Genomic DNA, 24,392 nt, shown 5'->3' with positions numbered 1-24,392 from the left:
CATCGACGTCGGCGAGGTCCGTCCTTTTTGGGCGGGGTTTTGCTAGCGTCGCCGCGTGGAGCTCAAGGACAGGGTCGCGCTCGTCACCGGGGCGTCGTCGGGCATCGGCCTGGCGACGGCCAAGTTGCTGCACAGGTCGGGCATGCGCGTCGTGATGGTCGCGCGCACGGCCGACAAGCTCGAGGCCGCGGCCGCCGAGCTGGGCGAGGGCGCCGTGGCGATCGCGTGCGACGTCGGCGACCTGTCCCGATTGCCATGGCTCATCGACCAGGTGGTCGCGCGCTTCGGCGGCCTCGACGTGCTGGTCAACAACGCCGGCCTGCATCACCGCGGCGACATGCTGCAACACCCGCCGGAGGCGCTGGCCGACATGGTCGCGGTCAACCTGACGGCGCCGGTGGTGCTGACGCGGATCGCCGCCGACCACATGCGCGCCGGCGGCTGCGTCGTCAACGTCGCCAGCCTGGCCGGCAAGCTCGGCGTGCCCGGCTCGGCGGTGTACTCGGGGACCAAGGCCGGCCTGCGCTTCTGGGCCCTCGCAGCCGCCGAGGACCTGGCGCGGCGCGACATCCGGATCGCCAACGTCAACCCCGGGCCGGTCGACAGCGGCTTCTTCGACGCCGACATCCACGGCGTCAGCGACCTTACCTTCTCGCAGCCGATGAGCAGCCCCGAGCAGTGCGCAGCGGCGGTGCTGGCGTGCATCCAGGATCCGCGCAGCCCGACGGAGATCGATCTGCCGTTCGCGTCGGGCAAGCTGGCGACGCTCGGCTACCTTTCGCCGCGCCTGCGCGCGTGGCTGCGACCGGCCCTCGAGCGGCGCGGGGCCAAGAACAAGGCGGCGTTCATGCGCCGTCGCGGGATGTCCTAGGGCGCGCGCGTGCGCGCCGCGTTTCGCCGTTGTAATCGCGGCGGCGGCGGACCATCCTCCGCCGCGTGGCGATGCTTCACGGCGGGCTGGTGGCGCTGCTGCTCGCGGGAGCGATGGGCCCGGCCGCAGCGGCGCCCGCGAGCCCGCGACCGGTCGTCGAGTTCCGCTGGGACGCGCCCACGACCTGCCCCGCCGAGGCCGAGGTCGTCGCCGAGCTCGAGCGCCTGCTCGGCGGGCCGCTGACGGAGCGCAAGGGCCCGCGGCTGACGGCGATCGCCCGCGTCCGCCAGGATCCCGGCGGCGAGTTCGACCTGCGGCTGTGGACGGTCAGCGACGAGGGCACCCTGCAGCGCTCGTTGACGCATGCGCAGTGCGACGCGCTCGCGCGCGCCGGGGCCCTGATCGCGGCGATGGCGATCGATCCGTCGGTCCTCGATCGCATGTCCGAAGAGACAGACGCCGCCGAGGTCGCGGCCGAGGCCAAAACGGTCGAGGAATTCGAACCACCGCTCGAACCCGAGCCGCCGCCGGAGCCGGTGGTGCAGCCGGAGCCGCCGCGGCCCGAGCCGCAGCCGCGGCCCGAGGTGAAGCAGAAGAAGGAGAGGCGCGTGCGCGGCGGCGTGCGGCTCGGCGCCGGCCTGAGCTTCGGCGACTTACCGGGCGTCGGCGCGCTCTTGCGGCTCACGCCGGCGCTGATCTGGCCGCGCGCGCGGCTCGAGTTCGAGGTCGGCTACGGGCCGCTGCGACGGGCCCGCTTCGACGACATCCCCGATCGCGGGGCCGACCTCCAGCTCGCGGTCGGCGCGGTGCGTGGGTGTCCGCTGCTGCACGCGCGCAAGTTCGAGTTCCCGCTGTGCGCCGGCCTCGAGCTCGGCGCCATGTATGGCCGCGGGGTCGGCTACACGATCACCAGCGAGGCGCGCCAGCTGTTCGTGGCCCTCCATCTGGCCCCGGGCGTGTTCTACGCGGCCCACCCGCGCGTCGCCGTCGGCGCGATCGTCGAGGGCGCCGTCCACGTCGTGAGGCCCCGGTTCGTCGTGGCGAATCTGGGGGAGATTTACCGTGGCGCCCTGGCGAGCTTTCGCGCCCTGCTCGCGGTCGAAGTCCGATTTCCGTGATGACCCGTGATGATAAATCGCGGAGCCGGTCACAAACCCCCGATCCGATGACCGCCGCCGCTCAAGCCGCCGCCCCGCCCAGCCCCGCGCTGGTGGCGGCCTATCGCGAGCACTTCCAGTTCGTGTGGCGCAGCGCCCGGCGGCTCGGCGCGCCCGCGCCCGCGCTCGACGACGTCGTCCAGGACGTGTTCCTGATCGTCGCTCGCCGGCTGGCCGAGTTCCGCGGCGAGGCCTCGATGCGGACCTGGCTGTTCGCCATCACCATGCGCGTGGTCCAGGTCCATCGGCGCAGCGCCTCGCGGCACCTGCGGCGGGTCGAGGCGTTCGCCGAGGCTCACGCCGAGGGCGGCGGCTCCGACCCTTACGCGCGCAAGGACGCGACCGACACATTATTAAAATTGCTCGACCAGCTCGACGACGAGCGGCGGGCGGTGTTCGTGCTGGCCGAGCTCGAGGGCATGACGGCGCAGGAGATCGCCGTCGGGCTCGGGCTCAACGTCAACACCGTGTACTCGCGGCTGCGCGCGGCTCGGCAGCAGCTCGAGCGTGCGTTGTTTGTGGCGGCGGCCAAGGAGGTGCGCTGATGCAGTCCGACCGGCTCGAAGACCTGCTCCGCGGCGAGCGCGAGGCCGTGCCCGAGGCGGGCGCGGAGGACCGGATCTGGGCCGCCGTCGAGCATCGCCTGGCCCATGGGCCAGCTCCGCCCGGCGGCGCCGACGTGGACCCCGGTGCGCTCGGAGGCGCCACCGGGGGCGGCGGCGTGGTCTTGAAGGTCATCGCCGGGGTCGCGCTGATCGCCGCCGCGGTCGGCCTGTGGAGCGCGCGCGATCGGCCCGAGGCGCCGCAGGTGGTGTCCGTGGCCGCGATCGAAGCTGTCCCCGAGGCCAGGCCGAACATCGCCACGCCTGCGCCGCTCGCACCCGCGCCGGAGCCGGTCGTGACGCCGAGCGTCACGCCCGCGCCTGCGGTCGTGGAAGCGCCCGAGCCTGCGCCCGAGGAGCCGACCGAGGCGCGCAAGAAGTCGCGTCCCAGGCCTCGCATCGACGCCCCGCCTGTGGAGGAAGAGCCCGCGGACTTCGCCGCCGAGCTCAAGCTCATCGCCGAGATCCGCGGCGCGCTCAAGCGCAACGACAGCGCCCGCGCGCTGGCCGGGGTGGACGAGCACGCGCGGCGGTTCGCGGGCGGGCAGCTGGTGCAGGAGCGGATCGCCTATCACGTCGAGGCGCTGTGCGCCGCCGGTCGCGTCGCCGACGCGCGGCGGGTGGCTCGCGACATGCTGGCGAAGTGGCCCGACTCGACGCACGCGCCGCGGGTCAAGAGCAGCTGCGCCGGTGCGTGAAGAACGCCCTGATGTCCTGTGAGACATGTATGATGGTACATGTCCGTTTAACCATGTCCTGAGATGGAATTCGCGGACATGAGTCCGCCTGCGCCGGTATTCATCGGCTCACGCCGCCCGCCGATTGAGGAACCTCGCGGGTCTGGGCCGCTGAAAAATCGCCGCGACGGTAACGAATAGACGGAACGAGAGAACGACGCCAATGACGATCACTACCACCTTGAAGCTCCGCTCGATCTTCGCCGCCCTGTGCCTCGCGGCCTGCAACGCCTCGCTCGGCGACGGCACCGACACCGCGGACGAGACCGACAGCGCCGCGTCCCAGGGCGACCCCACGGGCAACCCCTCGGGTAACCCCACCGACGGCGGCGGTGAGCCGGGCCCGTGCAGCTCGTCCAACCCGTGCCCGGACGGCCAGTTCTGCTGGAACGGCATCTGCGCGATCGGCTGCACCAGCAACGGTGACTGCGCGGAGGATCAGTTCTGCGCGACCGACACCGACATGCTGTGCCACAACAAGGAGGTCACCACCTGCCCCGAGGTGCCGTGCGAGGAGGGCCAGGTGTGCAAGAGCGGCTTCTGCAGCACCCCGCCGCCGCCGACCCAGTGCACGCCCTCGCCGGTCGACGACGGCTGCGAGTCGAACGCGGTCTGCTTCCAGGAGACGGAGGACAAGGCGAGCTGCTACACGCTGCCGTACTGCTCGCAGGACGGCACCTGCCCGACCGGCACCGAGGGCGCGGTGTGCAACAACGGCCTCCTGCCCGACAAGGACAAGATCTGCCTGATCGGTGTGTGCACCGAGGCGTCGAACTGCCCGACCGACTGGAAGTGCATCAAGGACCAGCCCAACGCGGTGGTCGGCTATTGCAGCGACGGCGGCACGTTCGCGCCGTGCAACAGCAACGCCGACTGCCTGAGCAACGCCTGCGACCAGCCGTTCCCGGGCCAGGCTGGCTTCTGCCAGTGAGCCGCGCTCACGAGCGCCAGCGCAGGCCGATCACGCCGTAGGCGGCGGCCGCGAAGAACAGGGTCGAGATCCACGGGATCCCGATCGGCGACGTGGCCGGCAGTCCGAGGCCGAGGGCGTACGTGCCGCAGGCGATGCAAGTGATCGTCAGCGCGGCGCGTACGCCCTGGTTCATGCGGCGCTCGGAGGCCTTGTCGAGCGCCGCCAACGACGCCGGCGCGAGGCCGACGGCGAGCCGGCCCTCGTGGATGTCCTCGAGCAGCGCCGGCAGCCGCTGCGGCAGGCTGTGGGCCGCGCGTGACAGCAGGTGAAAGTCGGAGAGCAGGGTCTGCTTGATCCGTTCGCTGCTGTAGCGGTCCTGGATCATCTGCGAGATGAACGGGCGCGCCTGCTCGAGCGGGTCGACGTCGGGGGCGATCGAGCGGGCCAGGCCCTCGGTGGTGAGGATCGCCTTGAACATCATCGTGAAGTCGGTCGGCATGCGCACGCGGTGGCGCGTGGCGCCGGCCACCAGCTCGCCGAACAGCTCGCCGATCTGCAGCTCGGACAGCGGCATGCCGCCGAGGTAGCGCTCGGCGATCTCGACCACGTCGGCCTCGAACGCGGCGTAGTCGACCTTGCCGGCGGTCGGGATCGCCAGGGCGTAGAACGAGCGCGCCAGCGCCTCCATGTCCTCTGACATCACCGCCCACAGGATGTCGATCAGCTTGTCCTTCATCGACGGCGACAGCCGGCCGACCATGCCGCAGTCGATGATCGCCAGGCGCCCGCCCTCCTGCACGAGCACGTTGCCGGGGTGCAGGTCGCCGTGGAAGAAGCCGTCGATGAACAGCATCTTGTAGGCGGTCTTGAAGTAGACCTCGACCAGCGGCCGGGTGTCCTCGCCCGACTGCAGCACCTCGCTGAACTTGCGGCCCTCGATGAACTCCATGCACAGCACCTCCTCGGTGCTGAGGGCGTCGTAGACCGCGGGCACGCGGACGTTGTCGTCGCTGGCGAAGTTGCGGTGGAAGCGGGCGATGTTGCGCGCCTCGACGCAGAAGTCGAGCTCCTGCGCCAGCGACTTGGCGAACCCGCGGATGACGCCGACGAGGTCCATCGCCGCGGCCTCGGGGAAGGCCTCCTCGACGTAGCCGGCGGTCGCCAGCAAGATGTTGAGGTCGCTGACGATCTTCGGCCGCAGCCCGGGCCGCTGGACCTTGAGGGCCACGCGCTCGCCGGTCGTGAGGGTGGCGCGGTGGACCTGGGCGATGCTGGCCGAGGCCAGCGGGGCCTCGTCGATCTCGCTGAACTGCTCGCGCCACTTGGGCCCGAGGTTGCTGCGCAGCTGGCCCTCGATCTGCTCGAAGGGCAGCGGCGACACCTGGTCTTGCAGACAGGTCAGCTCGGCGATGACGGCGTCGGACAGCAGGTCGGGGCGGGTCGAGAGGATCTGGCCGAGCTTGACGAAGGTCGGGCCGAGCTGCGTAAACGCGGCCACGAGGCGCTTGCCGGAGTCGGCGTTGCCGACGGCGGCGCGGGTCAGCTCGCCGCCCGAGAGCTCGATCTGCAGCTCGCGGCGCAGCTTGAGCTGGGCGACCCACCAGCCGAAGCCGTGACGGACGAAGACGGTGGCGATCTCGCGGAAGCGGGCGACGTCCTTGGCGCCCGTGACGAGGGCGCGCGAGGAGCTGACGATCGTGCGCAGGACGGACACGCGCGCGCAGTATACGAGACCGGCGTCAGGCAGCGGCGACGGATCTGCTAGACTGGAGGCGTGCGAAGTCGGCTGTGGACATGGCTCCTGGTCGGAGCGGGCCTGTGCGGCTGCGACGGGTCCGAGAGCCGCACGCGGGCCGCGGAGATGGCCGAGATGGCCGGCTCGCGGACCGCGGAGGCGGCGCGGGCGGCCCGCGCGTGGGCGGGGCAGCTGAACCTCGGCGAGCTGTCGGAGGCGGCCAGGGGCTGGCTGCGGCAGGGCGCCAGCGCGTCGTCGTCGGGCATCGAGGCGGTGCTGGCGAAGGGCGAGCAGGTGGTGCCGGTGGCGGTGGAGATCGGGCGAGCGCTCGGCGGCGCGGTCGACACCAGCACGCAATTCGAGCCGATCTACCAGGAGGTCCCGGGCGGCTCGACGGAGCTGGCGGTGCGGCGAGCCGAGGCCGACGCGGCGATCCAGGACATGCCGCGCGTCGAGCTCATCGACGGCCTGTCGGTCGGCTTCAAGCAGCTGTCGAGCCTCGACGCCGGCCGCTCGACCTCCGAGTCGGCGTACCTGGTGATGTGGCGCCAGCATGACCGGCTGATCGGCTTCGTGTTCCGCTCGCGCCGCGACGTCGCGCTGACCGAGCTCGTGCGCGAGGCGCCGCGGCTGGTCGCGCTCGTGCGCTCGGTCCTGTGAACCGGCGGTTGCTGCGCCGCGCCCGCCCTGGTATGCCGGCCGGGCCTGGCGAGCCCCCAGCAGACGCTCCTGCGGCCGCTCCGCGGCGCGAATCGGCGCCCCGCACGGCGTCGAACGCCGGCGAGCGGGCCGAGGGCCGGCGCTGGGACCTGCTCGTAAGGTCATGAAGGAGAGGACATGCTGCAACGGACATGGCTCTTGGGACTGGTCATCGCGGCGGCGCCGCTCGGCTGCAACAAGTCGTCGGGCATCTGCATGACCCCGGGCTGCGAGGCCTCGGTGCCGGTGGCGGTGGTCGACGACGGCGGGCCCGGCGGGCGCCTGCGGCCCGGGGCGTACACGTTCCGCGTCGTCACCGACTACGCCGAGAAGTCGTGGAGCTGCGCGCTGCCGGCGGATGACTGCGCGCTCGATTTCTTCACTGACTTCGCTGACGGCGAGGACGACGGCACGCTGTCGGTGCTGGCCCGGGCCGGCGAGACCGGGCTCGAGCTCGAGGTGCTGGAGACGCGCGGCAACATCTGGAGCGGCCCGGCGAAGTTCGTGGTCGCGGTCGAGCGCGACGGCGTGACGGTGGTCGAGGAGACCTTCGAGCCGCGCTACGAGGAGCCGCTGGTGCCCGACGCGTGCGCCGTGTGCCTGAAGCGCAAGGGCGCCGACCTGGTGGTCCACGTGCCGGCCGAGTGAGCGGCCCGCGGGCGGGCCGGGCGTCCCGCGGGCTGGCCGGGCCCGCAGGGAGGCGGCGCGAGAGCGTTGAGGAATTCGCGGCGGCGCGGCGTGCATGGCGAGGCCGGTGTGCGCCTCGCCCGTCGACCCCGTCCTCGACCTCCTGCAACGCCGGCCCGAGCTGCTGATCGTCGCCCTGCACCGGCTGCTCGGCTGGGAGCTCGAGCAGCCGGCCCGCGCCGAGGCGGTCGACGTCGGCGACACCCAGCTCTACGCGTACGGCCACGAGTGGGCGGCCGACCTGGCGTTCGCGCTGCGCCGGGTCGGCGGGCCCTCGACGTGGCTGGCGATCGTGGCCCCGCAGGCGCGCGAGGAGCAGGCGCGGGCGTACCTGTGGCCGTGCTACGCCGCCCTGCTGGGGCTGCGCCGCGGCGGGCCGGCGGGGCTGCTGGCGATCGTCGGCGACGAGGACGTGGGCTGGGCCCGGCAGACGATCGCGTGCGGCTTCGGGGCGCTGACGTTCACGCCGCTGGTGGTCACCCGCGCCGCGTTGCTGGCGCTGGCGGAGGATGGCGGATGGGACATGTCCGTTCGGACATGAGGCGCGCGGCCGCGGGGCTACGGCTTGCGCCTGTCCTTGAGGACAGGGAAGCGCTCGCGCGCGTCGCGGACCACCTCGGGGCGGACGTCGGCGAGCACCATGGTCTCGCCGCCGGCGGCGGATGCGAGCACCTCGCCCCAGGGGTCGACGATCCGGCTGTCGCCGCTGTAGTCGAGGCCGTTGCCCTGACCGACGCGGTTGACGCCGACGACGTAGGCCTGGTTCTCGATCGCGCGGGCCTGCAGCAGGGTGGTCCAGTGGTGGCGCCGGCGCTCGGGCCAGTTGGCGACCACGATGTACGCGTCGGTCTGCTCGGCGCGGCCCCAGAACTCGTCCGCGAAGCGGAGGTCGTAGCAGACGAACAGGGTGCAGCGCAGGCCGTCGACGTCGACGGTGACGTGGTCGCTGCCGGCGCCGTAGTGCTCGTCCTCCCTGGCGAACGAGAACGGGTGGATCTTGCGGTAGCGGACGACCTGGCCGTGCGGGCTGGCGAGCACCAGGGTGTTGTAGGGCTTGGCCTCGTCGTGCGGGACCTCGGGCACGCTGCCGCAGATCCACAGGCCGTGCTGGCGCGCCTGGTGCTCGAGGAAGCGGGTCGAGGGCCCGCCCGGCGGCTCGGCGATCTTGGCGGTGGTCATCGAGAAGCCGCAGGCGAACATCTCCGGCAGCACTACCAGCCCGGCGCCGGCGGCGGCCGCCGCGGCCACCCACGGGCGCAAGCGGGTGAAGTTGGCCTCCGGGTCCTCCCACGCGATGTCGCTCTGGATCGCCGCGATCTTCATGCTCCGGTCTCCCTGCGTGCTGTCCTTCGGGTCATGTCTGATAGGTCATCCGGCGGCGCCGACCAGCGGCGGGCGACGCGGCAGCTTCTGCAGCCGGCGCAGGCCCTCGTCGAGCACGTCGTCGGTCTTGCAGAAGGCCCAGCGCACCAGGTGACGGCCGGCGGCCGGGTGCTCGTAGAACGACGACGGCGGGATGGCGGCGACGCCGACCTGCTCCGGCAACATGCGGCAGAACTCGACGTCGTCGGCGTAACCGAGCGGGCGGATGTCGGTCATGACGAAGTAGGCGCCGGCCGGCGCGAGCACGCCGAAGCCGAGCTCGCGCAGGCCCTGGCACAGGCGATCGCGGCGCGCGCGGTACTCGGCGACGAGGCCGGTGAAGAAGGCGTCATCGGCGACGAAGGCCTTGGCGAGCGCGTGCTGAAACGGCGTGGCCGTGCAGAAGGTCACGAATTGGTGCGCACAGCGAATCGCAGCGCTGAGCGCCGGGGGCGCGCAGGTATGCCCGACCTTCCAGCCGGTGAAGCTGAAGGTCTTGCCCGACGAGGAGATCAGCACGGTGCGCTCTCGCATCCCCGGCAGCGTCGCCAGCGGCACGTGCGAGCCCTCATACACGAGGTGCTCGTAGACTTCGTCGGTGATGGCGATGAGGTCGAAGCGCTTGCAGAGGCTCGCGACATGCTCGAGCTCGCCGCGCGTGAAAACCTTCCCCGTGGGGTTGTGCGGGGTATTCAGGAGAATTGCCCGGGTCTTGGGGGTAATGGCGGCTTCGAGCTCTTCGGGGCGGTACGCGAAGTCGGGCGCGTGCAGCGTGACGACCTTCGGGACCGCGCCGGCCATGGTGACGCTGGCGCGATAGGAGTCGTAGAAGGGCTCGAACAACACGACCTCGTCGCCGGTGTCGCACAGCGCTTGCAGCGTCGCGCAGATGGCCTCGGTCGCGCCCGAGTACACGGTGACCTCGCTGTCGGGATCGTAAGAGAGGTCGTAGAAGCGCTGCTGATGCGCCGCGATCGCGCGATTCAGCTCGGGCAGCCCGCTCATGCGGCAGTACTGGTTGGCGCCGGCGCGGATCGCAGCGATCGCGGCCTCTTTGATGAAGTCGGGCCCATCAAAGTTGGGGAAGCCCTGGCCGAGGTTGACTGCGCCGAATTGAATCGCAAGGCGCGTCATCTCGGTGAAGATCGTGGTGCCGAATCCTTGGAGGCGAGCTGTGAGGTGCGGCTGGCGAGCGCTGCTCATGGGGCGCAGGAGTGTGGCATAGTTGTGGCGATGCAGGACGTCCAGAGCGCGCAGACCGACCTCACCGCCCACGCCAACGCCGCGGGCCCCGACCCGGCCGCCCGGCTGTCGACGATGGCCGGGGCGCTGGTCGGCTCGGAGATCCTCAAGATCGCGGCCGAGATCCGGGCGCTGATGGGTCAGGGCGTGCCGGTCTGCAACCTCACGGTCGGCGACTTCAGCCCCAAGCAGTTCCCGATCCCCGAGGTGCTGCAAAAGGCGATCCTCCGGGCGCTCGAGCGCAGCGAGACCAACTACCCGGCGGCCAACGGCCAGGTCGAGCTGCGCGAGGCGATCCAGCGGTTCTACGAGCGCGAGCTGGGGCTGCGCTACCCGCTCGACAGCTTCCTGGTCGCCGGCGGCGCGCGCCCGGTGATCTACGGCCTCTACCGCACGGTGGTCGACGCCGGCGACACCGTGATCTATCCGGTGCCGAGCTGGAACAACAACCACTACGTGCACATGTGCGGCGCCCGTGGGGTGCCGGTGGTGTGCGGGCCCGAGACCCGATTCCTGCCGACCGGCGAGGCGCTGCTGTCCGAGCTGCCGTCGGCGCGCCTGGTGTGCCTCAACTCGCCGCTCAACCCGACCGGCACGGCGATCACCCCTGACGCGCTGCGCGGCATCTGCGACGCGATCCTCGAGGAGAACCGCAAGCGCGAGCAACGCGGCGAGCGGCCGGTCTACCTGATGTACGACCACATCTACTGGATGCTGCGCTTCGGCGACACCAAGCACGTGACGCCGCCAGGGCTGCGGCCGGAGATGGCCCGCTACACCGTGTTCGTCGACGGCATCAGCAAGGCGTTCGCGGCCACCGGCCTGCGCGTCGGCTGGGCGGTCGGCCCGGTCGACATCATCAAGCAGATGTCGGCCGTGCTCGGCCACGTCGGCGCCTGGGCGCCGCGGCCCGAGCAGATGGCGACCGTCGACCTGCTCAACGACACCGCGGCGATCCACACCTACGCGGACCATTTCCTGCACGGCCTCGACCGCCGGCTCGAGCTGCTCCACACCGGCTTCCAGGGCCTCAAGAAGGACGGCCTGCAGGTCGACAGCATCCCGCCGATGGGCGCGATCTATCTGACGGTGCGCATCAACCCGTTCGGCCGCCGCACGCCCGCCGGCCAGGTGCTGCAGACGAACGAGGATGTCCGCAAGTACCTGCTGACCGACGCCGGCATCGGCATCGTCCCGTTCCAGGCGTTCGGCGTGCCGGGTGACGAGGGCTGGTTCCGCCTCAGCGTCGGCGCGGTCTCGGAGGACGAGATCAAGGCGGCGCTGCCCCGCCTCGCCCGCGCGATGCAGGCGCTGAGCTGAGCTGGCCGAAAGGGCAGGTCTCGGGCGGCGCCGCTTCGTTCGCGCGGTGCCGGCCGCAGTGTGGCCAGGCGGTAGGTCGGAGGCCGGCTCTCGTTCGTGCGGTGCTGGCCACAGCGCCGATGGGGCAAGGCGGTAGGTAGGAGGCCGACTCGTTCGTGCGGCGCCGGCCGCAGCGTCGATGGGGCGGTGGGTAGGAGGCCGCTTCGTTCGCGCGGTGCCGGCCGCAGTGTGGCCAGGCGGTAGACCGGAGGCCGCCTCTCGTTCGGGCGGTGCCGGCCGCAGCGTCGATCGGGCAAGGCGGTAGGTAGGAGGCCGGCTCGTTCGTGCGGTGCCGGCCGCAGCGTCGATGGGGCGGTGGGTAGGAGGCCGGCCTCGTCGCGTTCGCCAGTTCGGTGGGATGACCAAACAGCAATGTCCTCGAGGATATGTCTGGAGAGACATGCCCTCAGGGACATGCGCCGAATCACCGCGGGACGAGGCTCAGGCGGTGCGGATGCCGTGGCGGGCCAGGACCTCGACGAAGGCGGCCACGTGCGAGCGGCGCTTGCGGAAGGACGAGGGCGCGGGCGAGGGGTTGCTGGTCGGGTAGACGACCGGGGCGCCGGCCAGCGCCTCGCCGAGCTCGGGGCGGATGTCGCGGGGCACCGCGCCGCGCAGGTCGACGCGCGCGAGCACGGCGCGCATCGCAGGCCCGTGGTAGGCCGAGAGCACCAGCGCGTCGGTGATCTCCTTGAGCAGCGACATGTTGCCGCCCTGCCACATGCCGCCGCGGTAGTAGGCGGTCCACGAGAACAGGCCCTGGCCGGCTTCGGTCGCGGTCAGGCCGCGCAGGCCGGGCAAGGCCCGCAGGCGCGCGAGCGCCAGCGAATGGTTGTAGGAGCGCCACTTCGGGGTGGTGAAGGTGTCGCCCAGGGCGCCGACCCAGAAGATGGCGCGCCGCTCGAAGCGAGCGGCGAGCTGGCGCAGCTCGGCGACCCACCGCACGTGATCGAGGCCGATCCGGCAGGCGTTGACGGCGATCTCGCTGTCCAGCAGCGAGGCGTCGTGATCGACGAGCTCGACGACGTCGATCGCCAGCCGGTTGTCCTTGACGAACTGCTGCACGAGCGGGAAGTTTGGCCGGGCGCTGACGGCGATGACCGGGTTCTGCCACGGCAGCAGCAGCAGGTTGAGGCTGTCGCGCCCGCCGCACAGGACGAGGTTGGTGAGGCCCGGCTGCCGCGCCTCGATGCGGGCGAGGTCGCTGCGCAGGGCGGCGGCGATGGCGGCGATGAACTCGCGCGGGTCCGCCAGCTCGAGGGTCGAGAGCTCGGGGCAACCGACGCGACGGACGCGGCGATCGATGGTGGCGTTGGTGGCGAGGTAGCGGACGGACGAGCCGACCTGGCGAGCGAACTCCGCGTCGAGCTCGAGCGCGCCGTGGCGGGCGATGAGCGGCAGCGGCGAGGTGGCGTAGAGGTCACCGCTGCGATAGACGGGGTAGAACATCGGCGGCGGGCCGCGGAAGCGCTCGGCCTGCCACACGACGGGCCCCGGCGTCTGCCACAGGTCGTCCTCGTCGATCTCGGGCTGCCGCCGCAGCTCCCACGCGTCCCGGGTGGTGAGGTCGGGCAGGATCATCGCGGGTCCTCGATTCGGCCGCAGGCGGGCCCAGAAGTGACGCGGGGCCGCGGGTGGCAGGCGGGCCCGGTCGTGCGGGCGGGCCGGTGCGTGGGGGGCTGGTGCGGGCCGCAGGCGCGCTCGGTGGAGCGATCGGGCAGGAGCATCGCGGGTCCTGGCGCGATACCAGAGGCGGACGAGGGCTGCGTGCCGAGAGCCTCGCGGGAGGGCGTGCGGCAAGTCATGGCTGCACCGGCCGGTTGACACCCTCGCGCGCCGGAGCGTACGTTCGCGGCCGTTCGCTCGGCATGTCGAACTCGCCGATTGTCGGCTTTGTGCGCCACGAATTTCTGCCGCCGTCGGAGACGTTCATCTACACGTCGATGCGGTCGCTGCGGCGCTACGCGGTGCGCGTGTTCGCGGTCGAGCGGCTGTCGCGGGAGAAGTTCCCCGAGGGCGAGGTGACGGCGCTGCGCGACCTGCCGCTGGGCGCGCTCGAGGCGCTGCTGTACCGCGCGACCACGCTGTCGCCGCGGCTGTCGCGGTGGGCCCGCGGGGTGTCGCTGATCCACGCGCACCTCGGGCAGACGGGGGCGCACGCGCTGCTGACAGCGGCCCGCTGCGGGCTGCCGCTGGTGACCAGCTTCTACGGCAAGGACGTGACGGTCCGCGGCTCGCGGCTGCGGCTGTTGCCGGCCTACTGGCACTTCGCCGCGCTGGCGCCGGCGCTGTTCCGCCGCGGCGACCGCTTCCTCGCGCTGTCGCAGCACATGCGCGACCAACTGGTGGCCCAGGGCTGCCCCGCGAGCAAGATCCGCGTGGTGCCGCTCGGCGTCGACCTGTCGCGGTTCCAGCCGGCGCCGCGGGCCACGCGGGCGCGCACGCGGGTGCTGATGGTCGGGCGCGAGGTCGAGAAGAAGGGTTTTGATGATGGCTTGCGAGCGTGCGCCGCAGCGCGTGCGGCTGGGGCTGACCTCGAGGTCATGCTCCTTGGGACAGGTTCGGCGGGGGCCGGGCCGCTGCGCGCGCTGGCCGAGTCGCTGCGGCTCGACGTGACGTGGGCGGCGCCGGCGACGGCGGTGCCTGCGGCCATGCAGGACGCGGACGTGCTGCTGGTGCCGAGCCGGACGGCCCGCGACGGCGACCAGGAGGGCACGCCGACGGTGATCTGCGAGGGCTCGGCGGCGGAGTTGCCGATCGTGGCGACGCGGCACGCGGGGATCCCGGAGCAGGTCGAGCACGAGGTCACGGGGCTGCTCGCGGGCGAGCGCGACGTCGCCGGGCTGGCGGGGCACCTGGTGCGCCTGTCCCGAAGTACAGACGAGCGGCGCGCCCTCGGCGAGGCCGGGCGGCGCAAGATGCAGGCAGAATACAGCGTGGAGGCCCACCGCGAGCGCCTCCAGGCGGTTTACGACGAGGTCCTGGGGAGGTCGCGATGAAGGTCGTCATCCTGTGCGGGGGCAAGGGGACCCGCTTCAAAGAGCAGACGGAGCTGCGTCCCAAGCCGATGATCGAGGTCGCGGGGCGACCGATCCTCTGGCACATCATGAGCTACTACGCGTCGCACGGGTTCGACGACTTCGTGCTGTGCCTCGGCTACCGGGCCGAGGTGATCAAGCGCTACTTCCTCGACTTCGCGGCGCTGTCGGGCGACTTCACGGTCGACCTCGGGCAGGGCGGCAAGCTGACGCTGCACAACCCGCCCGAGGCGCGCTGGCGAGTGACCTGCGTCGACACCGGCGAGGAGGCGATGACCGGGGCGCGGCTGCACCGGGTCGGCCGCCACCTCGGCGAGGACGACTTCATGCTGACGTACGGCGACGGGCTGTGCGACGTCGACCTCAAGGCGCTGCTGGCGTACCACCGCAGCCACGGCAAGATCGGGACGGTCACCGGGGTGCGGCCGCAGAGCCGCTTCGGCGAGCTGCTGACCGACGGCGAGCGCGTCGACAGCTTCAGCGAGAAGCCGGCGGTCACCGAGGGGTGGATCAACGGCGGCTTCTTCGTGTTCCGCAAGGCGATGCTCGAGTACGTGCGCGACGACGACGCCTGCACGCTCGAGCGCGAGCCGCTCGAGCGGCTGGCCGCCGACGACCAACTGCGCGTGCACCGGCACGAGGGCTTCTGGCAGTGCATGGACACCTATCGCGACCTGCAGCTGCTCGAGCGCGCGTGGGCCGGCGGCGCGGCGCCGTGGAGGAATTGGTAATATGTCCTTTTGGACAGACAAGAACGTGCTCGTCACCGGGGCGACCGGGCTGCTCGGCAGCCACATGGTCGAGGAGCTGCTGGCCCGCGGGGCGGCGCCGGTGTGCCTGGTCCGCGACGGGGTCCCGCGCAGCCTGTTCCACGGGCGCGGGCTCGACCGCCGCTGCGTCAGCGTGCAGGGCCAGCTCGAGGACTACCCGCTGCTCGAGCGGGTGATCAACGAGCACGAGATCGAGGCGGTGTTCCACCTCGGGGCGCAGACGATCGTCGGCACCGCCGGGCGCAACCCGCTCTCGACGTGGGAGGCCAACGTGCGCGGCTCGTACAACCTGCTCGAGGCGTGCCGACGCAACGAGCGCAAGGTCCGGCGGGTCGTGGTCGCCAGCTCGGACAAGGCCTACGGCGACCAGCCGGTGCTGCCGTACACCGAGGCGTCGCCGCTCGAGGGCCGGTTCCCGTACGACTGCTCGAAGAGCTGCACCGACCTGATCGCGCGCTGCTACTTCGACAGCTACCAGCTGCCGGTGTGCGTGACCCGCTGCGGCAACCTGTTCGGCCCGGGTGACCTCAACTGGAACCGCATCATCCCGGGCACGGTGCGCTCGGTGGTCCGCGGCGAGCGGCCGGTGGTGCGCAGCGACGGGACGTTCGTACGCGACTACGTGTACGTCGGCGACGCGGTGGCGGCGTACCTCGAGCTGGCCGAGCAGATGGACCGGCCCGAGGTGGTCGGCGAGGCGTTCAACTTCTCCGACGAGCGGCCGCAGAGCGTGCTCGAGATCGTCGACCGCGTGCTCGGCCACATGGACGCACGCGCGCTGGCGCCGGTGATCCTCGGCGAGGCGTCGCGGGAGATCCGCGAGCAATTCCTGGCGTCCGAGAAGGCGCGGCGGGTGCTCGGCTGGCGCCCCCGCCACGGGCTCGACGAAGGTCTGCAGCGCACGATCGCCTGGTATCGCGAGCTGCTGGGGGCGGCGTGACGGTCACCGCCGTGGCGATCGGCGGCGGCGGGGGCTTCATCGGCCGCGCCGCGGCGGACGCGTTGGCGGCGGCGCCGGTGGTCGCGTTCGGCCGCGAGGGCCTGGCGGAACGGACATGTCCTGAAGTTCATGCGCTGATCTGGGCCGGCGGCGGCCGCGAGGGCGGCGAGGCGGCGTTGACTGAAGCGCACGTGGCGGCGCCGCTGCGGGCGCTGGCGATCGCGGCGGCCCGCGGGGCCCGGCGGGTGGTCTACGTCAGCTCGGGCGAGGTGTACGGGCTGCAGCCGGTGCCGTTCGTCGAGGACGCGCAGCGGCTCGGCGACACGCCGTACGCGCGGGCGAAGATCCGCGGCGAGGACGAGGTGCGCGCGGCGGCGGCGAGGCTGGGGATCGAGGCGGTGATCGTGCGGCCCGGGGTGGTCTACGGGCCCGGTCAGCGGCCAGGGATGCTGATCCCGTCGCTGCTGGCGGCGCTGCGGGCCGGCGAGCGGTTCGCGTGCACGCCCGGCGAGCAGACCCGCGATTTCGTGCACGTGCGCGACGTGGCCCGCCTGCTGGCGCGCTGCACCGAGGCCGACGCGCCGGTCGGGGTCTACAACGCGGGCACGGGGATCGAGTCGGCGGTGGCGATGGTGGTGCGCGCGCTGGCGTGGCGCGTCGGTCGCACCGAGCTGGTCGACCTCGGTGCGCTGCCGTACCGCGGCAGCGAGGTGATGCGCTACGTGCTCGACCCGACCCGCGCGAAGGAGCGGCTCGGCTTCGTCGCCGAGATCGCGCTGGCCGGCGGGCTCGAGTCGGTGGCGAGCTGGCCCGAGGAGCAGGTCCGTGCTTGAGGTCGAGGCGCGGTGGCTGCGGGCGCGGCTGCAGGAGCTGGGCGACGCGGAGCTGACGCCGCTGCTCAACCTCGGCAGCAGTGACCTGCACTTCAGGACAGCCGTGCAGCCGTGGATCGACCGCGAGGTGTTCGCGCCGCTGCGGGCCCGCGGGGCCGAGGTGGTGCACAGCGACCTGAAGCAGCTGCCAGGGGTCGACATCGCCGCGGACGCGCTGAGCCCGGAGGGGCACGCGCGGCTGCAGGCGGTCGGGGCGCGGGCGATCCTGTGCTGCAACATGCTCGAGCACGTGACCGACCGCGCGGCGCTGGCCCGCGGGCTGGCGGCGCTGGTGCCCGCCGGCGGGCTGCTGATCGTCACGGTGCCGTTCAGCTACCCGTACCACCCGGACCCGATCGACACGTACTATCGACCTGACCCCGAGGACATGTCACGCGAGCTGTTCCCGCAGCTGCGCCGGGTCCGCGCCGAGGTCGTCGACGGGCCGAGCTACGCGCCCGAGCTGCTGCGCCGGCCGTGGCTGCTGGTCCGCGACCTCCGCAAGCTGGCTGGCCTTCGGGACAGCCCGAGCGGGACCGCGGGCTCGCGGCTGCGCTGGCTGACGCGCCCGTACCAGGTCAGCTGCGCGGTGCTGCGGCGGGAGTGAGGATGTCGGAGCGCGAGGAGCAGGTCCGCGTCAACCAGAGCCTGGCGTGGGTCGGCACGGCCACGGCGCTGATGGGCGTGGGCGACGTGGCGACCAAGGCGGTGCTGCTGGCGATCTGGATCACCCCCGAGGAGTACGGGGTGGCCACGCTGGCGCTGGCGGCGATCCCGATCCTCGACCTGGCGACCGAGCTGGGGCTGCCGGGGGCGCTGGTGCAGCAGGGCGACCACACGCCGGCGCGCCTCTCGACGGTGTTCTGGCTCAACCTGCTGCTGTCGCTCACGATCGTGGCGGCGATCTTCTTCGTCGTGGCGCCGCTGCTCGCCAGCCACTACCAGGCGCCGATCGTCGGCTGGATGCTGCAGGCGCACTGCGTCAAGCTGCTGCTGCAGAACCTCTACATGGTGCCGGGGGCGCTGATGATCCGCGAGCTGCGGTTCCGCGAGTTCTCGCTGATCCGCTTCCTCGCCAGCGTGGCCGAGAACGTGGCCCTGCTGGTGGCGGCGCCGCTGGTCGGGATCTGGTGCTTCATCGCCGGGGCGATCGGGCGCACGCTGGTGACGACGGCGGGGGTGCAGTACTTCCAGCCGTGGCTGCCGCGGCTGCTGTTCGACTGGGCGGCGACCCGCGAGGCGGTGCTGTTCGGGCTCAAGACCTCGTTCAGCCGGATCCTGTTCTTCGTCTACACCGGCCTCGATTTCTACATCGTCGGCCACTTCTTCGGCCGCACGGCGCTCGGGCTCTACAAGGCGGCGGCCGACCTGGCGCTCGACCCGGCGCGCATCATCAGCACGGTGGTGGTGTCGGTGGCGTTCCCGGCGTTCTCGCGCGCGCGGGGCCGGCCGGCGGTGCTGGCGGAGCAGTTCTTGAAGCTGTCGCGGCTCAGCTTCATCGTCGTCGCCGGCTTCCTGGTGATCGTGGTCCCGGCGGCGCCCGACCTGCTGCTGCTGCTCGACGCGCAGTGGGTCGGCGCGGCGGTGGCGGTGCGGGTGCTGGCGATCGCGGCGCTGCTGCGGGCGCTCAGCGCGGTGGTGCCCCCGCTGCTCGACGGGGTCGGCCGCCCGAGCCTGACGCTGACGTACATGGCGGTGGCGGCGGTGACGATGCCGCTGTGGTTCGCGATCGCGGCGGTGCTGCTCGGCGACCGGCTGGGCTACGCGTCGGTGGCGTGGGCGTGGGTGATCGGCTACCCGATCGCGTTCTGGGTGCTGCTGCGGTTCGCCCTGCGTCACCTCGAGATCGGCGCCGGTCGCTACGCGGCGGCGATGCTGCGCCTGGCCTTGTGGACAGGTCTGGCGATCGCCGCGGGCACGGTGGCGCGGGCGCTGGTGGCCGGGGTCGAGCTGCCGGTGGTGCGCGCGCTGGCGGCCGCGGGGGCGGCGATGGCGACGTTCGTGGCGCTGCTGGTGGTGGCCGAGGGGATCACGCCGCGCTCGCTGTCGGCGGCCCTGAAGCCGCCGCCGCGTGACGCGGAGCCGGCGATCGAGTAGTGATCGTCGCGTGGGACCCGAGCCCGGCGAAGACGACCTCTCGCTCCTCCACGCGTGGCAAGCCGGGACGATCGCGGCCGGGCGGGCGCTGATCGCCCGCCACTACGCGAGCGTGTACCGGTTCTTCTTCTCGAAGGTCAGCGGCGACGCCTGCGAGGACCTGACCCAGGGGACCTTCGAGGCGCTGTGCCGCCGCCGCGACGCGTTCCGCGGCGGGACGGCGTCGTTCAAGGGGTTCGTGTTCGGCATCGCCCGCAACAAGCTGCTCGAGCACATCCGCCACCGCTCGCGCCGCGGGCCGACGTTCGACCCGGCCGAGGAGAGCGTGATCGATCCGGCGACGGAGGGGTCGCTGTCGTCGCTGCTGGCCGACCGGCAGATCGAGCACGTGGTGTCGCAGGCGCTGCGCGGGCTGAGCCTCGACGACCGGATCGTGCTCGAGCTGAAGGAGTACGAGCAGCTGACGGCGCGCGAGCTGGCCGAGCTGTTCGCGGTGCCAGGCGGGACGATGGCCGGTCGGATCGCGCGGGCGCGGGAGCGGCTGCGCGAGGCGACGGAATTGCTGCTGGCCCAACCTGACCTGAGGGACAGCCAGGTGCGCGACCTCGACAGCGCGATGCGCAGCATCGGCGACAAGATCGACGGCTACCTGCGCGCTCGCAAGTGAGCGAGATCGCGCGCGCCAAAGTCGGCGTTTTTCACCGATCAAACTCGCGACAACCAGCACTCGCCTGGCGATGCGTCCCGAACTCCCGCCGCCACCTCTGCCCGACCCAGCCACCCTCGCGCGCGCACAGGCCCGCCTGCTCGCAGGGCTGTCCCAGCTCGGCCTCGAGACGCTGGGCAGCGAGGCGCCCGGGCCCGCACCCGAGCCCGCGCCGCCGGCGACGCGCGAGCCGAAGCGCAGCGAGCCGGTGAGCGAGCGCTACCGCTTCGGGCCGGTGTTCGCCCGCGGCGGGCTCGGGGCGGTCCGCCGCGCCGAGGACCTCAAGCTCGGGCGCACGGTGGCGGTCAAGGAGCTGCTGCGCTTCGACGAGCGCTCGGTCGACCGGTTCGTGCGCGAGGCGGCGATCACGTCGCGCCTGCAACACCCGGGCATCGTGCCGCTGTACGACCTCGGGCGGGCCGACGACGGGCGGCCGTTCCTTTGCATGAAGCTGGTCGAGGGGGCCTCGCTCGAGCAGCGGATCGCCGGCTGCGCCGAGGTGCAGGCGCGGCTCGGGCTGGTGCAGCACGTGATCGCGGCGGCGGAGGCGATGGCGTACGCGCACCGCCAGGGGGTGATCCACCGCGACCTCAAGCCGGCCAACATCCTGGTCGGGGAATTCGGCGAGGCGGTGGTGATCGACTGGGGGCTGGCGAAGTACCTGTCCCAAGAGACAGAGACGTTGCCGACCACGGACCCGGAGGACTTCGCGGTGTCCGACCTGACGGCGGAGGGCTCGCTGCTGGGGACGGTCCGCTACATGCCGCCGGAGCAGGCCCGCGGCGACGGGGTCGACGCGCGCAGCGACATCTACGCGCTCGGGGCGGTGCTCTACCACGTGATCGCCGGGGTGCCGCCGTTCCACGACCGCCGCGCGGCGCAGCTGCTTCACGACGTGCTGGCGGGCGAGCCGCGGCCGCTGGCGCGGCTGGTGCCCGAGGCGCCGCCGGCCCTGATCGCGGTGGTCGAGAAAGCCATGGCCAAGCAACCAGGGCGCCGCTACGCCGACGCGGAGGCGTTCGCCGACGATCTGCGGCGCTACCAGGCGGGGCGGCTGGTCGGGGCGCACGCGTACTCGCTGACGGAGGTCGGGCGGCTGTGGCTGCGGCGGCACCGGGCGGCGGTGTCGGTGGCGGCGGCGTCGGTGGCGGCGCTGGCGGCGATCGGGGTGGTCGCGGTCGGACGGATCCGCGAGGCCCGCGACGTCGCCGAGGAGCAGCGCGCGGCGGCCGAGTCGGCGCAGGAGGTGGCCGAGGTGCGCGCGAGCGAGGCCGAGGCGGCGCGCGTGACCGCGGACCGGCGCGCGGATGAGTTGGTGCTGACGCAGGCGCGGCTGGCGATCGAGGCCGACCCGTCGCAGGTGGTCCCGCTGCTGGCGCAGCTGCGCCCCGACCCGGCGCGCGACGGGGCGGTGCGGGCGCTGGCGCTGGCGGCGTGGCAGCCCGGGATGGTGGGGCCGGCGCTGACGGGGCCGACGGACGCGCTGATCGACGGGGTCAACCTGGCCGATGGGACGTGGATCGGGGTGGGCCTCGATGCGCTGTGGCGCTGGCGGCCGGGGGCGGTCGAGGCCGAGAAGCTGGGCGGTGGCGGGCGGCTGGCGGTGACGCCCGATCGCACGCATTGGGCGTACGTCAGCGCGGAGGACGGCAAGCACTTCACGGCGGCGGTGTACGGCCCGGACGGCGGGGTGCTGCGGACGTTCGCTGGCGAGACCGAGAAGCCGGTGACGTTCTATCACTGGGCGCTGAGCCCCGACGGAGCGTCGTTGTGGGCCTGGCCGATGCTCGCGGTGCCGGCGCTCGAGTTCTCGGTGGCGACGGGCGCGCGACGCGAGCTGGCAGGTGCGGACGCGCCGGCGGCGGTGCGCGGGCTCTCGCTGCACGGGACGCTCGACGGGCGGCGGCTCGCGGGGGTGCGGGGCGATACGCTGGTGGTGTGGGACCGCGAGACAGGGGTGGTCGACGTCTCGCGTCATCCGTGCCAGCCGCGGCTCTACACGGGTGAATGGACGCCGGACGGGCGCGCGCTGGTGGTGCCGTGCGCGGAGGCGCAGCGGGCGAGCGGGATGTCGGGGATCGGGCATCAGCTGGTGTGGCAGGTCGACGGGCCGTCGCGTGTGGTCGAGGCGGCCTGGTCGGCGCCGGGCCGCGACGCGCTGGTGTTCATCGCCCACCGCGACGGCTGGACGAGCGCGTGGGCGGAGAGCCCGGCGGGGGATCGGCTGTGGACGCGAGCTGTCCGAACGGACAGGTCCGATGATTTCGTGGTGGCGCCGCACACCAGCCGCGACGGGGCGCTGGTGGAGTGGGGCTTCGGGGTGACGATCGACGTGCTCGAGGTGGCGAGCGGGACCTCGATCGTGGCGGGGGCGGGGCTCGACGGGGCGATCCTCGGCGACGGCGAGCTGCTGCTGGCAGGGCCCGATGGTCACCGGCGCGTGCGCCCGCAGGACGCGGCGTGGCAGTCGCTGTGGCCGGCGCCGCGAGAGCCGCTGCCGCAGGCCCAGCTGGCGGAGGGAGGCGGCTGGGCGGTGCAGGTGGGCAAGCAGGGCCCGGCCCGTCTCGACCTGCGCACGGGCGCGACGGAGGCGGTGGGGGCGGCGTGCGGGTGGTGGCCGGACAGAGCTTTTCTGCGGGCGGTGGCCGACGACGGCCGGGTGCTGGTGGACCTCGACAATGGCACGGCATGCCTCTGGGGACATGGCCGCGGGGACATCTTCGAGGTGCCGCGGCACCCGTGGACGGACGTGGCGTTCACGGCGGGCCGGTTTGCGATCGGGTTCGCCGACGGTGAGGTCCGCGAGTGGACGTCGCCGGGGTCGCCGTCGCGGCGGCTGCCGTTGCGCGACCACCTGTTCGGGCTGCGCTACTCGCCGGACGGCGAGGTGCTGGCGGCCCTGGCCCACGACGGCGGGGTGATGGTGGTCGAGCGCGACGGGGCGGCGCGGCTGGCCGTCGAGCCGGTGACGGAAGAGGGCTCGGGGCACACGAGCCTGGCGTTCGCGCCCGCGGGGGCGACGCTGGCGGTCTATCGCCGCGGGCAGCCGGAGATCGAGGTGGTCGACCTGCAGCAGGATGCGCGCTGGCAGCTCGCGGGGGCGACGAGGAGCCCGACGTCCGGCTCGTACGTGGTCTTGCGGTTCAGCCCGTCGGGGCAACGATTCGCGGTGATCGACGGCGACCTGCTGCAGGCGTGGGCGCTGGCGCAGCCCGAGGCGCCGCTGCGGGCCCAGGGGAGCTCGCGCTGGACCGACTTCGCGTTCATGGACGAGCAGACGGTGGCGCTGGCGGCGATCGACGGCCGGGTCGATGTCGTCGATCTGGGGACCGGGCTGGTGGCGCCGATGCGGGCGCCCACCGGCGGACGCGTGCGGTCGCAGCTGGCGGCGGTGGACGGCGGACTGGCGCTGCTGGCGGGCACCGGCGAGGTGCTGCGCTTCACCGATCGCCTGCCGGCCGCAGGGGCGCCGCTTCAGGCGTGGCTGCGCGAGGCGGGCGGTGGCGCGAGGCACTGATGATGTTTCTCGGGACATGTCGCGAAGGACATGTACTTTGGGAGGTGGAGACGTGGGTGTCGGTCCGAATCACATGTCGCATGGGACATGTGATTCGCGACGTCGGGCGCGTCGCCAACGTCCCAGGTCGCAAGGGGCATGGGGTGCGCGGGGTGAGGAGGGGGTAGGATGACATGTCCTTCGAGACATGGTCTCGGGGACATGTGTATGGTAGGGCGAGGGATAATTCTTCGAGTCATCGCCCCGACTGCGCGGGAGATGATGTGTCTCGAGGGACATGGCCTTCGGGCCTCGCCCGGGCGAGCGGGGCGAGGGCGCGCGGGGGCTCGCCGGCGCGCAGGACGGGGCTCGGAGGGCTCGCCGGGGCGGTGGCGGGCCCAGACAGGCCCGCCGGCGGTCGTGCTAGGATGCGGCGCCGATGCCTGCACCGATCCTCGTCGTCGCCGCCGCGCTCATCGTCGGGGCCGGGCTGTCCTTTGCGCTGTCGAACGACGCCCGCACGCGGCGCACGCTGAAGCGGCGGCCCTTGACGCCGATCCGCGGGCTGCGCGAGGGCGAGGTGGCGCGGGTGAGCGGGCGGGTGGTGGCCGGCGAGCGCGTGCTGCAGGCGCCGCTGTCCGGCCGCGCGAGCGTGTACTACCTGGCGACGGTGGACCAGGAGACGGGGCGCAACTACTGGCGCGAGGTGGCCCGCGAGGAGCGCTACGTCGATTTTTCGATCGACGACGGGACCGGCAGGCTGCAGGTGGTGACGAGCGTGCCGCGGGTGGCGGTGGTCCGCGACCTGCACACGCGCTCGGGCACATTCGACGACGCGAGCGAGATCGAGGAGGCGTTCCTGCGCCGCCACGAGCTGAAGAGCGTCAACATGATCGGGCTCAACATCGCCATTCGCTACGAGGAGGGGGTGATCGAGCCGGGCGAAGAGGTGACGGTGCTCGGGCTGGTGCGCGCGGAGATCCGCGACGGTCGGCGGGTGCTGGTGATCGACGCGCCCGAAGAGGGGCCGCTGCTGATGAGCGACGACCCACGCGCAGTCCACGGCTGAGACGAGCGCGCACGGGTGAGCCCGTTTGGAACCTCGGCGC

22 protein-coding genes are annotated in these 24,392 nt (G+C 72.5%); 18 read left to right on the top strand and 4 right to left on the bottom strand.

Features of this window, described 5'->3' with window-relative positions; all coding sequences use genetic code 11:
* Window positions 1-55 precede the first annotated feature (55 nt).
* The 5 genes from POL25_RS08925 to POL25_RS08905 all read left to right on the top strand — a co-directional run bounded on the left by POL25_RS08925 (window position 56) and on the right by POL25_RS08905 (window position 4,298).
* Window positions 56-871 (top strand): SDR family NAD(P)-dependent oxidoreductase, encoded by an 816-nt coding sequence (locus POL25_RS08925; RefSeq protein WP_272085498.1) that lies wholly within the window; start codon window positions 56-58, stop codon window positions 869-871.
* Window positions 872-936: 65 nt separating this feature from the next.
* Window positions 937-1,989 (top strand): hypothetical protein, encoded by a 1,053-nt coding sequence (locus POL25_RS08920; protein WP_272085497.1) that lies wholly within the window; start codon window positions 937-939, stop codon window positions 1,987-1,989.
* A 47-nt stretch (window positions 1,990-2,036) separates the two neighbouring features.
* Window positions 2,037-2,573: an RNA polymerase sigma factor gene (locus tag POL25_RS08915; protein ID WP_272085496.1), complete on the top strand. Its 537-nt coding sequence runs from the start codon at window positions 2,037-2,039 to the stop codon at window positions 2,571-2,573.
* Window positions 2,573-3,328 carry a hypothetical protein gene (locus POL25_RS08910; RefSeq protein ID WP_272085495.1) on the top strand — a complete coding sequence of 252 codons (756 nt, stop codon included), beginning with the start codon at window positions 2,573-2,575 and terminating at the stop codon, window positions 3,326-3,328. The genes POL25_RS08915 and POL25_RS08910 overlap by 1 nt, the downstream gene beginning before the upstream one ends.
* 220 nt (window positions 3,329-3,548) lie before the next feature.
* On the top strand, window positions 3,549-4,298 hold the full coding sequence (locus tag POL25_RS08905) for a hypothetical protein (protein WP_272085494.1): 750 nt from the start codon (window positions 3,549-3,551) through the stop codon (window positions 4,296-4,298).
* 7 nt (window positions 4,299-4,305) lie between these two features.
* On the opposite strand, the gene POL25_RS08900 is transcribed toward POL25_RS08905, so the two are convergent.
* On the bottom strand, window positions 4,306-5,994 hold the full coding sequence (locus POL25_RS08900; protein ID WP_272085493.1) for an ABC1 kinase family protein: 1,689 nt from the start codon (window positions 5,992-5,994) through the stop codon (window positions 4,306-4,308).
* Between the two features lie 60 nt (window positions 5,995-6,054).
* On the opposite strand from POL25_RS08900, the gene POL25_RS08895 reads away from it, so the two are divergent.
* From POL25_RS08895 to POL25_RS08885, 3 genes are all read left to right on the top strand, one after another.
* Window positions 6,055-6,675 carry a hypothetical protein gene (locus POL25_RS08895; protein ID WP_272085492.1) on the top strand — a complete coding sequence of 207 codons (621 nt, stop codon included), beginning with the start codon at window positions 6,055-6,057 and terminating at the stop codon, window positions 6,673-6,675.
* A gap of 177 nt (window positions 6,676-6,852) precedes the next feature.
* Entirely contained in the window at window positions 6,853-7,362 is a 510-nt protein-coding gene (locus POL25_RS08890) for a hypothetical protein (protein ID WP_272085491.1), read from the top strand.
* A 106-nt stretch (window positions 7,363-7,468) separates the two neighbouring features.
* Window positions 7,469-7,942, top strand: a complete 474-nt coding sequence (locus POL25_RS08885; protein ID WP_272085490.1) for a hypothetical protein — start codon at window positions 7,469-7,471, stop codon at window positions 7,940-7,942.
* A 17-nt stretch (window positions 7,943-7,959) separates the two neighbouring features.
* Here the strand turns inward: POL25_RS08885 and POL25_RS08880 are convergent, their stop codons facing one another.
* Together POL25_RS08880 and POL25_RS08875 are read right to left on the bottom strand one after the other, a co-directional pair.
* Complete coding sequence (locus tag POL25_RS08880; RefSeq protein ID WP_272085489.1) at window positions 7,960-8,724, bottom strand: carbon-nitrogen family hydrolase; 765 nt, start codon at window positions 8,722-8,724, stop codon at window positions 7,960-7,962.
* A 45-nt stretch (window positions 8,725-8,769) separates the two neighbouring features.
* A complete protein-coding gene (locus POL25_RS08875) occupies window positions 8,770-9,966 on the bottom strand; it encodes a methionine aminotransferase (protein WP_272085488.1) in 1,197 nt (398 codons plus the stop codon).
* A 30-nt stretch (window positions 9,967-9,996) separates the two neighbouring features.
* Here POL25_RS08875 and POL25_RS08870 point away from each other — a divergent pair, with 30 nt between their 5' ends.
* Window positions 9,997-11,325: a pyridoxal phosphate-dependent aminotransferase gene (locus tag POL25_RS08870; protein WP_276593717.1), complete on the top strand. Its 1,329-nt coding sequence runs from the start codon at window positions 9,997-9,999 to the stop codon at window positions 11,323-11,325.
* Between the two features lie 480 nt (window positions 11,326-11,805).
* Here POL25_RS08870 and POL25_RS08865 read toward each other — a convergent pair whose 3' ends face one another.
* Window positions 11,806-12,945 carry a hypothetical protein gene (locus tag POL25_RS08865; RefSeq protein WP_272085487.1) on the bottom strand — a complete coding sequence of 380 codons (1,140 nt, stop codon included), beginning with the start codon at window positions 12,943-12,945 and terminating at the stop codon, window positions 11,806-11,808.
* A gap of 314 nt (window positions 12,946-13,259) precedes the next feature.
* Between POL25_RS08865 and POL25_RS08860 the strand changes: the two genes are divergently transcribed.
* The 9 genes from POL25_RS08860 (at window position 13,260) to POL25_RS08820 (ending at window position 24,352) form a co-directional block, all read left to right on the top strand.
* On the top strand, window positions 13,260-14,363 hold the full coding sequence (locus POL25_RS08860; protein WP_272085486.1) for a glycosyltransferase: 1,104 nt from the start codon (window positions 13,260-13,262) through the stop codon (window positions 14,361-14,363).
* Window positions 14,360-15,133 (top strand): glucose-1-phosphate cytidylyltransferase, encoded by a 774-nt coding sequence (gene rfbF, locus POL25_RS08855; RefSeq protein WP_272085485.1) that lies wholly within the window; start codon window positions 14,360-14,362, stop codon window positions 15,131-15,133. The genes POL25_RS08860 and rfbF overlap by 4 nt, the downstream gene beginning before the upstream one ends.
* 1 nt (window position 15,134) lies before the next feature.
* Window positions 15,135-16,112 (top strand): NAD-dependent epimerase/dehydratase family protein, encoded by a 978-nt coding sequence (locus POL25_RS08850; protein WP_272085484.1) that lies wholly within the window; start codon window positions 15,135-15,137, stop codon window positions 16,110-16,112.
* Window positions 16,109-16,945 (top strand): NAD-dependent epimerase/dehydratase family protein, encoded by an 837-nt coding sequence (locus POL25_RS08845; protein ID WP_272085483.1) that lies wholly within the window; start codon window positions 16,109-16,111, stop codon window positions 16,943-16,945. Before POL25_RS08850 ends, POL25_RS08845 begins: the two co-directional genes overlap by 4 nt.
* Window positions 16,938-17,591: a class I SAM-dependent methyltransferase gene (locus POL25_RS08840; protein ID WP_272085482.1), complete on the top strand. Its 654-nt coding sequence runs from the start codon at window positions 16,938-16,940 to the stop codon at window positions 17,589-17,591. The genes POL25_RS08845 and POL25_RS08840 overlap by 8 nt, the downstream gene beginning before the upstream one ends.
* A 2-nt stretch (window positions 17,592-17,593) precedes the next feature.
* On the top strand, window positions 17,594-19,081 hold the full coding sequence (locus tag POL25_RS08835; RefSeq protein ID WP_272085481.1) for an oligosaccharide flippase family protein: 1,488 nt from the start codon (window positions 17,594-17,596) through the stop codon (window positions 19,079-19,081).
* Window positions 19,082-19,091: 10 nt separating this feature from the next.
* Window positions 19,092-19,748 carry an RNA polymerase sigma factor gene (locus POL25_RS08830; RefSeq protein WP_272085480.1) on the top strand — a complete coding sequence of 219 codons (657 nt, stop codon included), beginning with the start codon at window positions 19,092-19,094 and terminating at the stop codon, window positions 19,746-19,748.
* Window positions 19,749-19,818: 70 nt separating this feature from the next.
* On the top strand, window positions 19,819-23,304 hold the full coding sequence (locus POL25_RS08825; protein WP_272085479.1) for a WD40 repeat domain-containing serine/threonine protein kinase: 3,486 nt from the start codon (window positions 19,819-19,821) through the stop codon (window positions 23,302-23,304).
* 418 nt (window positions 23,305-23,722) lie between these two features.
* Window positions 23,723-24,352, top strand: a complete 630-nt coding sequence (locus tag POL25_RS08820; protein ID WP_272085478.1) for a GIDE domain-containing protein — start codon at window positions 23,723-23,725, stop codon at window positions 24,350-24,352.
* Window positions 24,353-24,392: the final 40 nt, after the last annotated feature.

Source organism: Nannocystis bainbridge (assembly GCF_028368995.1).
GTDB classification, from domain to species: Bacteria; Myxococcota_A; Polyangia; order Nannocystales; family Nannocystaceae; genus Nannocystis; species Nannocystis bainbridge.
Note: the sequence above shows the minus strand (reverse complement) of the source record. Positions and strands in the feature narration are given on the sequence as shown.

Coding starts and splice junctions, on each gene's coding strand:
- POL25_RS08915 (WP_272085496.1), top strand. CDS start 2,037: ATGACCGCCGCCGCTCAAGCCGCCGCCCCGCCCAGCCCCGCGCTGGTG.
- POL25_RS08910 (WP_272085495.1), top strand. CDS start 2,573: ATGCAGTCCGACCGGCTCGAAGACCTGCTCCGCGGCGAGCGCGAGGCC.
- POL25_RS08890 (WP_272085491.1), top strand. CDS start 6,853: ATGCTGCAACGGACATGGCTCTTGGGACTGGTCATCGCGGCGGCGCCG.
- POL25_RS08880 (WP_272085489.1), bottom strand. CDS start 8,724: ATGAAGATCGCGGCGATCCAGAGCGACATCGCGTGGGAGGACCCGGAG.
- POL25_RS08875 (WP_272085488.1), bottom strand. CDS start 9,966: ATGAGCAGCGCTCGCCAGCCGCACCTCACAGCTCGCCTCCAAGGATTC.
- POL25_RS08870 (WP_276593717.1), top strand. CDS start 9,997: ATGCAGGACGTCCAGAGCGCGCAGACCGACCTCACCGCCCACGCCAAC.
- POL25_RS08865 (WP_272085487.1), bottom strand. CDS start 12,945: ATGATCCTGCCCGACCTCACCACCCGGGACGCGTGGGAGCTGCGGCGG.
- rfbF (WP_272085485.1), top strand. CDS start 14,360: ATGAAGGTCGTCATCCTGTGCGGGGGCAAGGGGACCCGCTTCAAAGAG.
- POL25_RS08850 (WP_272085484.1), top strand. CDS start 15,135: ATGTCCTTTTGGACAGACAAGAACGTGCTCGTCACCGGGGCGACCGGG.
- POL25_RS08835 (WP_272085481.1), top strand. CDS start 17,594: ATGTCGGAGCGCGAGGAGCAGGTCCGCGTCAACCAGAGCCTGGCGTGG.
- POL25_RS08825 (WP_272085479.1), top strand. CDS start 19,819: ATGCGTCCCGAACTCCCGCCGCCACCTCTGCCCGACCCAGCCACCCTC.
- POL25_RS08820 (WP_272085478.1), top strand. CDS start 23,723: ATGCCTGCACCGATCCTCGTCGTCGCCGCCGCGCTCATCGTCGGGGCC.